The 12,904-nt window shown below is 68.5% G+C and carries 11 protein-coding genes and 2 riboswitches; of the genes, 6 read left to right on the top strand and 5 right to left on the bottom strand.

Translation table 11 applies throughout. The features are described from left to right. A partial coding sequence (locus tag GY24_RS15145; RefSeq protein ID WP_233279404.1) for a thiol-disulfide oxidoreductase DCC family protein occupies nucleotides 1–403 on the top strand: 403 nt, incomplete at its 5' end. After that, complete coding sequence (locus GY24_RS15140; RefSeq protein WP_104477180.1) at nucleotides 400–1,188, top strand: CPBP family intramembrane glutamic endopeptidase; 789 nt, start codon at nucleotides 400–402, stop codon at nucleotides 1,186–1,188. The genes GY24_RS15145 and GY24_RS15140, both read left to right, overlap by 4 nt. A 104-nt stretch (nucleotides 1,189–1,292) precedes the next feature. On the opposite strand, the gene gcvP is transcribed toward GY24_RS15140, so the two are convergent. Genes gcvP through gcvT form a run of 3 tightly spaced genes read right to left on the bottom strand, consistent with a single transcriptional unit; the run spans nucleotide 1,293 to nucleotide 5,840 of the window. Next, a complete protein-coding gene (gene gcvP, locus GY24_RS15135) occupies nucleotides 1,293–4,205 on the bottom strand; it encodes an aminomethyl-transferring glycine dehydrogenase (RefSeq protein WP_104477178.1) in 2,913 nt (970 codons plus the stop codon). 47 nt (nucleotides 4,206–4,252) lie between these two features. Continuing rightward, the gene (gcvH, locus tag GY24_RS15130) at nucleotides 4,253–4,624 is read right to left on the bottom strand and encodes a glycine cleavage system protein GcvH (protein ID WP_104477176.1); all 372 of its coding nucleotides are present in this window, start codon (nucleotides 4,622–4,624) and stop codon (nucleotides 4,253–4,255) included. A 55-nt stretch (nucleotides 4,625–4,679) separates the two neighbouring features. Then, nucleotides 4,680–5,840, bottom strand: coding sequence for a glycine cleavage system aminomethyltransferase GcvT (gene gcvT, locus GY24_RS15125; protein WP_104477174.1), 1,161 nt, complete (start codon nucleotides 5,838–5,840; stop codon nucleotides 4,680–4,682). 74 nt (nucleotides 5,841–5,914) lie between these two features. After that, a riboswitch (glycine riboswitch) is annotated at nucleotides 5,915–6,030 on the bottom strand. Nucleotide 6,031: 1 nt separating this feature from the next. Further along, nucleotides 6,032–6,129: riboswitch (glycine riboswitch) on the bottom strand. A gap of 307 nt (nucleotides 6,130–6,436) precedes the next feature. Here gcvT and GY24_RS17545 point away from each other — a divergent pair. Next, complete coding sequence (locus GY24_RS17545) at nucleotides 6,437–8,302, top strand: hypothetical protein (protein ID WP_133161220.1); 1,866 nt, start codon at nucleotides 6,437–6,439, stop codon at nucleotides 8,300–8,302. A 79-nt stretch (nucleotides 8,303–8,381) separates the two neighbouring features. On the opposite strand, the gene GY24_RS15120 is transcribed toward GY24_RS17545, so the two are convergent. Continuing rightward, nucleotides 8,382–8,897, bottom strand: coding sequence for a GNAT family N-acetyltransferase (locus tag GY24_RS15120; RefSeq protein ID WP_104477171.1), 516 nt, complete (start codon nucleotides 8,895–8,897; stop codon nucleotides 8,382–8,384). Further along, a complete protein-coding gene (locus GY24_RS15115; protein ID WP_233279403.1) occupies nucleotides 8,894–9,169 on the bottom strand; it encodes a type II toxin-antitoxin system TacA family antitoxin in 276 nt (91 codons plus the stop codon). The genes GY24_RS15120 and GY24_RS15115 overlap by 4 nt, the downstream gene beginning before the upstream one ends. A gap of 161 nt (nucleotides 9,170–9,330) precedes the next feature. Here GY24_RS15115 and GY24_RS15110 point away from each other — a divergent pair, with 161 nt between their 5' ends. The 3 genes from GY24_RS15110 to GY24_RS15100 all read left to right on the top strand — a co-directional run. Next, nucleotides 9,331–10,062 (top strand): NUDIX hydrolase, encoded by a 732-nt coding sequence (locus GY24_RS15110; RefSeq protein WP_104477169.1) that lies wholly within the window; start codon nucleotides 9,331–9,333, stop codon nucleotides 10,060–10,062. Then, nucleotides 10,059–11,441, top strand: a complete 1,383-nt coding sequence (gene nadA, locus GY24_RS15105; protein ID WP_104477166.1) for a quinolinate synthase NadA — start codon at nucleotides 10,059–10,061, stop codon at nucleotides 11,439–11,441. Before GY24_RS15110 ends, nadA begins: the two co-directional genes overlap by 4 nt. Before the next feature lies 1 nt (nucleotide 11,442). Next, nucleotides 11,443–12,904, top strand: a 1,462-nt coding sequence (locus GY24_RS15100; protein WP_104477164.1) for an L-aspartate oxidase, incomplete at its 3' end; no start/stop codon positions are given.

Genomic DNA, 12,904 nt, shown 5'->3' with positions numbered 1-12,904 from the left:
CTTGAATAGCGATATGATCCTCGCCCCATCCACACGGCCGGCGTTGCTCGTCTTTGACGGCGATTGCGGCTTCTGCACGAGCACCGTGGGCTGGCTCCGCCGCTGGCTCCCGGCCATGCCGGATGCCTCCCCGTACCAGTGGACCGAGCTGGCCGAATACGGCCTGAGCGAGGCGGATGCCGCGGCCAAGGTCTGGCTCGTGGTCGGCGGCCGGCGGCTCGGCGGCCATGCGGCCGTGGCGGGCCTGCTCACGCACCAGCCCGCCGCCGCATTGCGCCTGCTCGGGCACCTGATGATGATTCCGCCGATCTCCTGGGCCGCGGCCGCGGCCTACGCCCTGGTCGCGCGCTACCGCTTCGCGCTGCCCGGCGGCACACCGGCGTGCCGCGTCGGCCAGTCGTGACGCGCGAGCGCGAACTGCTCGTCACCGACCGGGCGGAGCGCCGGCGGATCTGGATCGAAGTCGTCATCGTCCTCGGCCTCTCGCTCGGGGCATCCGCGGTCTACTCGATCGTCTCGCTGGTCGCCAAGCTGACGAAACCGGTGCCGCTCGGCGATCAGAGCACCGCGCTGAACACCTCCCAGTCCACCCGGGAGTGGCTCGACTTCACCTACCAGTTCCTCAACATCTTCTTCGCCCTGTTCGCCGTCGCCCTCGTGCTCTACCTGCTGTGGCGGCCGGGCCGAAGCCCGTTCCGGCGCATCGGCTTCGACCTCAGCCGGCCGGGCCGCGACCTCGGCGCGGGCCTCGCGCTGGCCGCGCTCATCGGCATCCCCGGCATCGCCCTGTACCTCGGCGGGCGGGCTCTCGGCATCACGGTCGCCGTCAGCGCCTCCCCACTGGACACCTTCTGGTGGACGATCCCGATCCTGCTGCTCTCGGCCGCCAACGCGGCACTCAGCGAAGAGATCATCGTCGTCGGCTACCTGTTCACCCGGCTGCACCAGCTCGGCTGGAACCGCTGGGCGATCATCCTCGGCAGCGCGACCCTGCGCGGCAGCTACCACCTGTACCAGGGCATCGGCCCCTTCTTCGGCAACCTTGCCATGGGCGTGCTGTTCGGCTGGTGCTACGAGAAGTGGGGCCGCACGATGCCGCTCGTCGTCGCTCACTGGATCCTCGACGCGGCGTCCTTCGTGCTCTACCCGCTCGCCGTGCTCTGGTTCCCGACCCTTTTCGGCGCGTAGGCCGCGCCGCTCGCGGCCGCCGCCCCCGGCATCCGCTCCATCCAGAAGCAAGAAAACGCACCAAGACCGGAGTCTTGGTGCGTTTTCTTGCGTGTCGATGCCGCTTAGGCGAAGGCCTCCGGCGGCGGGCAGGCGCAGACCAGGTTGCGGTCGCCGAAGGCCTGGTCGATGCGGCGCACCGGGGCCCAGTACTTGTTGCGGATGAGGGAGCGCACCGGGTAGACCGCGGTCTCGCGGCTGTACGGGTGCGTCCACTCCCCCGAGCCGTCGTCGCCGGTCACGACCGACTGCGCGGTGTGCGGGGCGTTGCGCAGCGGGTTGTCGTCGGCCGGCCAAACTCCCGCAGCCACCGCGTCGGCCTCGGCCTTGATCGAGATCATGGCCTCGATGAAGCGCTCGATCTCGCCGAGGTCCTCCGACTCGGTCGGCTCGACCATGAGGGTGCCCGCGACGGGGAACGACATGGTCGGGGCGTGGAAGCCGTAGTCGACGAGGCGCTTGGCCACGTCGTCGACGGTGACGCCGGTCGCCTCGGTGAGCGGGCGCAGGTCGAGGATGCACTCGTGCGCGACGAGCCCGTTGTCGCCGGTGTAGAGCACCGGGTAGTGCGGGGCCAGGCGCGCGGCGATGTAGTTCGCGCTCAGCACGGCCGCGCCGGTGGCCTGCTTGAGGCCCTCCGCGCCCATCATCCGGATGTACGCCCAGGTGATCGGGAGGATGCTCGGGCTGCCGTAGGGCGCGGCCGAGACGGGGCCGCCGGCGTGCACGTACGGGCCGTGGTCGGCGCGCTGGGCGAGCGGGTGGCCGGGCAGGAACGGCGCCAGGTGCGCCTTCGCCGCGACCGGGCCGACGCCGGGTCCGCCGCCGCCGTGCGGGATGCAGAACGTCTTGTGCAGGTTGAGGTGCGAGACGTCGCCGCCGAAGTCGCCGAACCGGGCGAAGCCGAGCAGCGCGTTGAGGTTGGCGCCGTCGACGTAGACCTGGCCGCCGGCGTCGTGCACGGCCTGGGTGATGGCGGTGACCTCGTGCTCGTAGACGCCGTGCGTCGACGGGTAGGTGATCATGAGGGCCGAGAGCTGCTCCGCGTGCAGGGCGATCTTGGCGCGCAGGTCGTCGAGGTCGACGTTGCCGAGGTCGTCGCAGGCGACGACGACGACCTTCATGCCGGCCAGCACGGCGGATGCCGCGTTGGTGCCGTGGGCGCTCGACGGGATCAGGCAGACGGTGCGCTCCAGCTCGCCGTTGGCGCGGTGGTAGCCGCGGATCGCGAGGAGGCCGGCGAGCTCGCCCTGGCTGCCGGCGTTCGGCTGCAGCGACACCGAGTCGTAGCCGGTGACCTCGGCGAGCCAGGTCTCCAGCTGTTCGATCAGCGCGAGCGAGCCGACGACATCCGCCTCGGGGGCGAAGGGGTGCAGCCCGGCGAACTCGGGCCAGGTGACGGCCTCCATCTCGGTGGCCGCGTTGAGCTTCATGGTGCAGGAGCCGAGCGGGATCATGCCGCGGTCCAGCGCGTAGTCGCGGTCGGCGAGCGACTTGAGGTAGCGCATCATCTGCGTCTCGGAGTGGTGCGAGTTGAACACCGGGTGGCCGAGGTAGGAGCTCGTGCGCTCCAGCTCGGCGGGCACGGCGGCGCGGAGGGCGTCGGCGGTGAGCGTGAGGGGCACCGGGGTGCGCTCTGGCAGGCCGAACGCCTCGGCGATGAGGCTGAGGTCGGCCTCGGTCGTGGTCTCGTCCACCGAGATCGCCACGGTGGCCTCGCTCACCTCCCAGAGGTTGTAGCCGCGGGCGCGGGCCCGCTCGATCACGGTGGAGGCGAGGCCGGGCACGTGCACCCGGATCGTGTCGAAGTAGTCGTCGTTGGCGAGCGTCAGGCCGTAGCCGGTGAGCACTTCGGCGAGGGCGCGTGCCTTCAGTGCCGTCGTGACGGCGATGTGGCGGATGCCGGCCGGGCCGTGGTAGACCGCGAACATGCTCGCCATGACGGCCAGCAGCACCTGCGCGGTGCAGATGTTGGACGTGGCCTTCTCGCGGCGGATGTGCTGCTCGCGCACCTGCAGGGTGAGCCGGTAGGCGGGGTTACCGACGGCGTCCTTGGACACGCCGACGAGGCGGCCGGGAAGCTGGCGCTCCAGGCCGGAGCGCACGGCCATGTAGCCGGCGTGCGGGCCGCCGAAGCCCATCGGCACGCCGAAGCGCTGGCTGGTGCCGACGGCGACGTCGGCGCCGAGCTCGCCCGGCGAGGTGAGCAGCGCGAGCGCCAACAGGTCGGCGGCGACGACGACGAGGCCGCCCTGCTCCTTGGTTGCGGCGATCACGGCGGACGGGTTCCAGACCCGGCCGGAGGCGCCCGGGTACTGCACGAACGCGCCGAAGTGCTCGCCGAGGGCGGCCACGTCGGTGTCGGCGTTCAGCGCGGTGACGACCAGCTCGATCCCGACGGCCTCGGCGCGCGACTCCAGCAGCGCCAGCGTCTGCGGGAACGTGTCGGCATCCACCACGAAGCGGTTCGTCTTCAGCTTGGAGGCGCGGCGGGCCAACAGCATGCCCTCGACCACCGCGGTGCCCTCGTCGAGCATGGACGCGTTGGCCGTGTGCAGGCCGGTCAGGTCGGTGACCATCGTCTGGAAGTTGATCAGCGCCTCGAGCCGGCCCTGCGAGATCTCGGGCTGGTACGGGGTGTACGCCGTGTACCAGCTCGGGTTCTCGAGCACGTTGCGCTTGATCACCGACGGCGTGATGGTGCCGTAGTAGCCAAGGCCGATCATCGAGGTGCGCACCGTGTTCTGGTCGGCGATGGCGCGCAGCTCGGCCAGCGCCTCGCGCTCGGTGGCGGCCTCCGGGATCGCGGAGTTGAGAATCTCGCCGACGCGGATCGACTCGGGCACGGCGGCGCCGACCAGGCCCTCCAGGCTGTCGTAGCCGAGCGTCTGCAGCATCTGCTGCTGCTCGCTCGGGCCGACGCCGATGTGGCGGCGTCCGAATGCATCGGTATTGAATGCAGATGAGGTGGGGTTCATTGCTCTCGAGATTCTCTGGTTGGTCGTCAGAAGCGGGTGTTCGGCGCCTATTCGGCGATGAGCGCGCTGTACTCGTCGAAGCTGAGCAGCGCGGGCAGCTCGGTGAAGCTGATCTTGATGAGCCAGCCCTCGCCGAAGGGGTCGGAGTTGATCAGCTCGGGTGCGTCGACCAGGGCCTGGTTGACCTCGGTGACGGTGCCGTCGACGGGGGTGATCAGCTCGCCGACCGACTTGGTCGACTCGATCTCGCCGACGACGGCGCCCGCGGTGATCTCGTCGCCGGAGTCGGGCAGGTCGACGAAGACGACGTCGCCCAGCTGCTCGGCGGCGTAGGCGGTGATGCCGACGACGGCGGTGTTGCCGTCGACGAGCAGCCACTCGTGGTCGGCGGTGTACTGGAGGGTGGTCGGCTCGGCCATGGTGGCTCCTTGGGTGTGGTGGTTTGTTGGGGCGTGTTGCGGGTGGTGCTGGGGTCTACTGGGCGCGCTTGTAGAACGGCAGGGCGACGACGGATGCCGGCACGCGGGTGCCGCGCACGTCGATGAACAGTGCACTGCCGATCTCGGCGTGGCCGGGGTCGACGAAGGCCATCGCGATGGGGTGGCCGAGGGTCGGCGAGAGCGCCCCGCTGGTGATCACGCCGATGGCGGGAGCGCCGGCATCCGCCCCGGTCTTGTCGCTGGCGAAGAGCTCGTAGTCGGCGCGGCCGGCCCGGCGGCCCTCTGCGGCGATGCCGACGAGCACGCGGGCGCCGTCGGCCGGGCCCCGCTCGCTGGCGGCGCGGCCGACGAAGTCGCCCTCCTTGGCGAGGGCGACGACGCGGCCGAGGCCGGCCTGCGCCGGGAGGATCTCGGTGCCGAGCTCGTGGCCGTAGAGCGGCATGCCGGCCTCCAGGCGCAGCGTGTCGCGGCTGGCGAGACCGCAGGGCACGAGGCCGTGCTCGGCGCCGGCCGCGGTCAGCGCCGTCCAGAGGTCGGCGGCCTTCTCGGTCTGGATGTACAGCTCGAAGCCGTCCTCGCCGGTGTAGCCGGTGCGGGCGATGAGCAGCGGGGCGCCGTCGAAGGAGGCATCCGTCGACCAGTAGTACTTGAGCTCGTCGAGCGGGATGGCGGGGTCGGTGATGCCGGGCGTCGCCTCGAGGATGGCGCGGGAGGCCGGCCCCTGCACGGCGATGAGGGCGAGGTCGTCGCTCTGGTCGGCGACGGTCACGTCGAAGTCGGCCGCGCGCTCGGCGAGGGCAGGCACGACGGCGAAGCGGTTGCCGGCGTTAGCCACGACGAGGAAGCGCTCCTCAGCCAGCCGGTAGACGACGAGGTCGTCGATGATGCCGCCGGCCTCGTTCAGCAGCAGGCTGTACTTGGCCTGGCCGAGCTTGACGGCGGAGATCTTGCCGGCGAGTGCGTAGTCGAGGAACGCCGGGGCGCCCGGGCCCTCGACGAGGATCTCGGCCATGTGCGAGATATCGAAGAGGCCGGCGGCTGTGCGCACGGCGTGGTGCTCGGCGAGGTCGCTCGAATAGCGCACCGGCATCTGCCAGCCGCCGAAGTCGGTGAAGCTGGCGCCGGCGGACACGTGGAGGTCGTGCAGCGGCGAGAAGCGTGCGGTGCCGGTGGTATCGGTGGTGGCGTCAGTCATTGACCAGGAGTTCCTCACGTCGAACCGGCAGGCGCCGGGCGAGATTCTGGACGGTCGCTTGACCGTCTCGGAACTCCCCCTCTGTCATCCGGCCTGAGAGTTTCACCGCGGCGCAGGTCGAGATCGACGGATGCGTGCGGCTTTCACCTTGGGCGGGATCTCGCTTCGCGAAATCCTCTTTCCAGAGCGGCCAGCTCGACGCGGTACTTATACCTGAGAGATTGTCGGGGAGGATTGCTCCTTCGGTGCCGATACGCATCGCTGCGCCCGGCTCTCCCGCGTCGACCATGTGGCCCGATATTCAATTGCAGTTGCGTGCGCGGATGCTGCGTGAGCACAGCGCGCTGCCAGCATACCGCGCCACGCGTACGGCCAGCTGCAACACCAGTGAAGATCTCGCAAACACTAGTTCGCCGTGGAGAGATGCCTTCTGAGGATCACCAGATCGATTCAACCGATACGCTCGACGCGTGACTCTCCCACCTCCTGCAAGGCACCGCCTTTCCGAGCCGTTGCGGGGTGCGCCACTTCTCGATCACGTTTCTCGGGTCGCGGGGTCTGTGCCCGTTGGATCTACTGCTTGGGGGCATCACGTTATGACGTTGACTAGCTCTCTGCGGTCGCTGGAGCATCTGCTGATTGGGCCAGAGGTTTCCTCCTTCAAACAGGTTCGTTCTTGGACCCGCCAGCTCCTCGATACTCGACTTCGCGTCGCGGCCCGCCTGCTTGCGCTTCAGCCCTTTCAACCTTTCGACGTCGGAAAGGCCAACAGCCTTTTGGACTTGATCAATCGAATCTGCATAGATGCTGCAGCAGCTGTGGACTCTGGCAATCGGTACGTCGGGCCATCAGATTCCGTTCGGGCTGCCGCCGAGTACTGGGATTCCATAAACGCGGGCGATGGAATCAGCGACCTCTGGCGCACCGCTTTCAACGTGCCATCCGACCCTGTCGACGAGCGAGGGGAATTCCGCCCGGAGTGGGTACTGCAGCACTACGCCTACAGGAACACCGAACTCCTAGATCTGGTCGTGCCTCATCTTCAGTCACTTGGTGTCCCCTTCGTGACGGACCCGCTCGTCGGAGTGAGCATTGTTGGCTGGGTTATCGGCAGCGAAGATCCAGTGCTTGCCTACATCTCGATGAGGAGCTCTGTGGATCATTGTCTTCAGTCCGATTCTCACCTTTATGCCCGCATCGCGACAGAGCTTGAATCAAAGGAGCCCGCATTGCGCCGCTCACGCGATTCAGCGCGGCGTGCTCTTGCAATTGCCACTTCGGCCGGCGAAAGCGCCGAAACACGTGCTGCGGCGCTCGCAGAAGCTTACAAACGCATTCTGGAGGGTCCATTCCGGCAACACAGCTGGGCGGTTTTCTGCTTGATCGATGGCGAATGGACGTCTCCGCCGACCCTCTTTGAGCTGCGCCAACGATTGGCCTCAGTAGGAGGGCTACTCGGCGCCATTGCCGACGAAGTTGTGTTTTCCGATTTGCGGAACGGAGAAGCCCATGAAACGTGGATGTGGGACGGGTTCGCGGAAGAGTTCGTGACTGAACTTGGCCGCATTTCACTTGAAAAGGTCTCCGCTGCCGTTGCGATCGCCGATTCATTCGCGCGAGGCTGCGAGGCAGGATTCGCCGCCGTTCGGTCGCTCGACATTCAGAACGAAGTCTTGATTCTCCCCGACCCGAGCGAAGCCGGACGGATGGCATCATGGCGCCGAGCCCAGGCATTCTTTGGCACAAATCGACTTCACGTCATCGATGCTCAACTCAATGCCCGTGATGCTTCAATTCGCCTAGAATCCCTAGCGACCACAGACATTAACCCGTGTTTTCAGGCCCTCATTTTGTCGCGCCGTCTCATCCCCAAAATCTCGACATTTAGCGTTTCGACATCGCAAGACCTCGGGCCAGTAATCACCGTTTCGGCCGAAGCGCTCGACGCGACGATGCCGGTATGGGAATTCGCCGTCTCGTCCATCGACCAGATGCCCCTGTCAACTTTCTTGCCCGCGAACTTTGATGCTCGAAGGCGCATAGAACCCGGCTCAGTGGCCGCTCGCTCAGCAGCCTGGATTGCCGTCGACGACTCTGTTGACGCGCTTGACGGAAGCCCTGCAATTTGGGGGCCGAGCGCGGTCACCCTGTTAGACGTACGACTGCGAATAGTGGAGATGGCAATCGATCAGACGATGCGGCAAGTTGAGTTGCCAAATTCGCGGCTTGAGAGTGTTGGTTCCTCCGTGAAGGCATTGCGCGCGTGGCTGGCGCAATCACCAGAACCAAACCGGAAATCCTTCGAATCGCATCCGGCCCTTCAGCTATTAAGGCACCAATGGGAACGCTGGGGACCAGTTTCACGCCACCCGCTGGTAGCCGACGACCAACGACCCTTGATCACGCAACGACAACCTGGCTTGAGAGAGCGACCTGAAACCGGACGATACTCGACTATCTAGGCGATTCGACTGACTGATTCACTGTTCGCATGCAGCGCGCAAGGCCCGCGGCACGTCCGCAGACATTGAGCAAATACGGCTAGGTCAGCAGACCGGCGATCGTAGCTTCTGCGTCCGCGACGGTGATAAACATCACTCGTGCGCTGTCAGGCACGAGCGTGAAACCGAACTTGAGATAGAACCGTTCCGCGCTCGCACTGATGGCGTGCACTACCAAAGCGCGAGCACCGATAATCCTTGACGCCTCAACGCCCTTCAAAATCGCGTCTTGTAGAAGCGATGCGCCAAGCCCGAGGCCCGCAAAACGTTCGTCGACCGCGAGACGACCGATCAAAATCACGGGGATGGGGTCCGGCATGTTGCGGCGCAGGCTCGCCGTCGCGTCTTCGCGAGCGAGCGAGCTGGCGGACAGGCAGTAGTAGCCAGCGACGAGACCCGTGTCCAACTCACCGCTCACAAAAGTCCGGGAAGCGCCCGTCTTCTCGTTCTTGAGCGCTCGAGTTCGCACCCAGTCGTCGAGGGCACGTTCCCCGCAGCTGAAGCTCGAATAGTCATGTTCTGCGCGGATTGGCCGCGGACGGGAGAACGAACTCAATCGCTGAAAACGGAAGGTCGACGCAGTAGCTCGGCGAGCCCCGCAAGCGGCTTGGCCGGCTCATCCAAGATCAGATTGAAAGCGTCCCAAGCAGCACTGGACATCTTGAGTTCCCGTTCCTGACGGATGATTTCGGCCGCCTCGTCAACAAGCAACGGAATCGAGAAATCCGTGACCGAACGGCCGGAAATAGCAGCAGCTTGCTCGATCTCCTTCTTCTGCTCGGGGGTCAGGCGCAGCTCTAGTCTTTCGCTTTTCATCGTGATGCCCATCTACGGATTGTACGTCGATCTTCCGTACATGTCCATGGCTTCGCTCTGGGAGCACGCTTTGGTTGGCGTCACAAAATTGCCTTCAAGTCAGATCGACCATAAGATGAGACTCTGACTTAGAGTCAAACTGACTCCAAGGTGTCCCGAACGGCGGATGACGCATGAGCCCGGCCCCACGCACCAAACCGGCGCACGAGCCCGCCACGGCGGAGCTCGCCGTCTCGACCGTCATCTTCGCCCTGCACACCGAGGCGGGCGCCGCCCTGCCCTCGCTCTGGCTGCCGCTCGTGCGGCGCACCCGCGAGCCGTTCCAGGGCCAGTGGGCGCTGCCGGGCGGCTGGCTGCCCGTGGACGAGGAGCTCGGCAAGGCCGCCGCGCGCACCCTCAACGAGACCACCGGGCTGACCCCGAAGTACCTCGAGCAGCTCTACACCTTCGGGGCGCTGGACCGCTCTCCCGGCCGCCGCGTTGTCTCGGTCGTCTACTGGGCGCTGGTGCAGTCCGACGAGGCCGCGCGGGCCGCGGAGGGCGAGAACGTGCGCTGGTTCCCGGCCGACGATCTGCCGGCGCTCGCCTTCGACCACAACCTGATCGTCGACTACGCCCTCTGGCGGTTGCGCACCAAGCTGGAGTACTCCCGCATCGCACACGCCTTCCTCGGCGAGATGTTCACGCTCGCCCAGTTGCGCGAGGTGCACGAGGCCGTGCTGCAGCGGCCGCTCGACCCGGCGAACTTCCGCCGCACGATCGAGGCCTCCAAGACGGTCATCGCCACCGACGAGTACCTGGCCGGAACTCCGCACCGACCGCCCCGCCTCTACCGCTTCGACTCCACCATCGACCCCGCAGACCTCGGCCCCCTCGGCCGCGCCACCCCTGGGAAGGCATCATGAGCACCACCGCGACGAACCCCGCCCCCACCAACCCCGCTCTGACCGCATCGGTCGACCGCGTCATCCAGCTGATCTCCAGCGGCTCCGGGAGCGCCGAGAGCTGTTCCCCCGAGCTCGCGAAAGGCCCGTGGGAGTTCGACGCCGGCCCCGTCTCCTACGGTCCCGGTTCCTCGATGGGCGACGTCATCCCGACCGGCTCGCCCCGCCAGGGCGCCCTGCCGGCCGAGTACAAGACCGCCAGCGACGCCGAGCTCGACGCCCGGGTGCGCGCCGCGAAGGCGACGCTCGGTGACCGGGTGCTCGTGCTCGGCCACTTCTACCAGCGCGACGAGGTCGTCGCCCACGCCGACTACATCGGCGACTCGTTCCAGCTGGCCGGTGCCGCCCGGTCGCGGCCGGCTGCCGAGGCGATCGTGTTCTGCGGCGTGCACTTCATGGCCGAGACCGCCGACCTGCTCTCCACCCCGGAGCAGGCCGTCATCCTGCCGAACCTCGCCGCCGGCTGCTCGATGGCCGACATGGCCGACATCGACTCCGTCACCGAGTGCTGGGAGGCGCTCGAGGAGCTCTACGGCACCGAGCCCGACGAGACCGGCCGCGTGCCCGTCCTCCCGGTCACCTACATGAACTCCTCGGCTGCCCTCAAGGCGTTCTGCGGCGAGCGCGGCGGCATCGTCTGCACCTCCTCCAACGCCGAGACGGTGTTGGAGTGGGCGTTCGAGCGCGGCCAGCGGGTGTTGTTCTTCCCCGACCAGCACCTCGGCCGCAACACGGCCAAGGCGATGGGCGTGCCGCTCGAGCGGATGCCGATGTGGAACCCGCGCAAGCCCCTCGGCGGCAACACCGAGGAGGAGCTCGACGCCGCCCGGGTGATCCTCTGGCACGGCTTCTGCAGCGTGCACAAGCGCTTCACCGTCGATCAGATCGAGCAGGCCCGCGCCAGCCACCCCGGCGTGCGCGTCATCGTGCACCCGGAATGCCCGATGCCCGTCGTCGACGCGGCCGACGAGTACGGCTCCACCGACTACATCACGAAGGCGATCCAGGCCGCCCCGGCCGGCTCGACCTTCGCGATCGGCACCGAGATCAACCTGGTGCAGCGCCTCGCCGCCCAGCACCCGGAGCACACCATCTTCTGCCTCGACCCGGTGGTCTGCCCGTGCTCGACGATGTACCGCATCCACCCCGGCTACCTCGCCTGGGTGCTGGAGTCGCTCGTGGCGGGCGAGGTCGTCAACCAGGTGTCGGTCAGCGTCGAGGTGGCCGAGCCCGCCCGGCTCGCCCTGGAGCGGATGCTGGCCGCCAAGCCGCCGGCCAACGGCGGCGGGACCGCGGCCGCTGCCGCTGCCACCACCACCACCACCACCACGGCGGCCTGAGATGACCAGCGTTCTGGTGGTCGGCAGCGGGCTCGGCGGGCTGTTCGCCGCGGTGCGCGCCGCCGATGCCGGCCACAGCGTCACCCTGGTGACCAAGGGAGCGCTGGCGGAGAGCAACACCGGCCACGCCCAGGGCGGCATCGCCGCCTCCCTCTTCCCCGACGACTCCCCCAGCGCCCACCTGCTGGACACCCTGTTGGCCGGCGCCGGGCTGAGCGACGCCGCGGCCGCCCAGGTGCTCTGCGACGAGGGCCCGGCCCGGGTGCGCGACCTGATCCGCTTCGGGGCGCACTTCGACCAGGACGAGTCCGGGCTGGCCCGCGGGCTCGAGGCGGCTCACCTCCGCGCCCGGGTGCTGCACGCCGGCGGAGACGCGACCGGCGCCGAGATAGCGCGCGCCATGCGCGACGCCCTCTCCCGCCGGCCGATCGCCGTGCGCGAGCACACCCTGCTGGTCGAGCTGCTGACGGAGGCCGGCCGCGTGGTCGGCGCCGAGGTGCAGACGGCCGACGGGCGCCGCGAGGCGCTGCACGCCGACGCCGTGGTGCTCGCCACCGGCGGGGCTGGGCAGCTGTTCCTGCACACCACCAACCCGGCCATCGCGACCGGGGACGGCGTCGCCGCCGCGTGGCGTGCCGGCGCCGCCCTCCGCGACCTCGAGTTCGTGCAGTTCCACCCGACCGCGCTGGACGTGCCCGGCACCCCGCTCGTCTCCGAGGCGGTGCGCGGCGAGGGCGCCGTGCTGCTGAACGCCGCCGGGGAGCGGTTCATGCTCGGCCGGCATCCGCTCGCCGAGCTCGCGCCCCGCGACATCGTCGCCCGCGAGATCGCGACCGAGATGGCGGCCCAGGGCGGCCGGCCCGTGCTGCTGGACGCCACCGCGCTCGCCACGACCCCGGCCGCCAACGCGGCGCTGCTCGCCCGGCGCTTCCCCACCATCTCGGCCGCCTGCGCGCAGAACGGCCTGGACTGGGCCACCTCCCCCGTCGCTGTGACGCCGGCCGCGCACTACTGGATGGGCGGCGTTGAAACCGATCTCTGGGGCCGCAGCTCGCTGCCCGGCCTGTTCGCCGTCGGTGAGGCCGCCTGCACCGGCGTGCACGGCGCCAACCGGCTCGCCTCGAACTCGCTGCTGGAGGCGGCGGTGTTCGCCGAGCGGGCCGTGCAGGCGCTGACGGCGGATGCCGCCGAGCGCCCCGCCGATCTGCCAGTCAGCGGATGCGAGACGCGACACGCCGCACCCGGCGCCTCCGAACACGGCGTGTCGCACGCCGCATCCGCGGACCGGCCGCGGGACGCGGGGCAGCCCGGGGCGGCGGGGCAGCCCGGGGCGGCGGAGACGGATGCCGGGCTGCGCGCGCGCATCCAGACGCTGCTCTGGGACGCGGCCGGCCTGCAGCGGGACGGAGCGACCCTGGCCGCGGCCGCGGCGACACTCGCGGCCCTCCCCCGGCCACACACCG

This window comes from Microterricola pindariensis, assembly GCF_002936985.1.
GTDB lineage: Bacteria > Actinomycetota > Actinomycetes > Actinomycetales > Microbacteriaceae > Microterricola > Microterricola pindariensis.
This window is presented reverse-complemented; position numbering and strand designations above follow the sequence as displayed.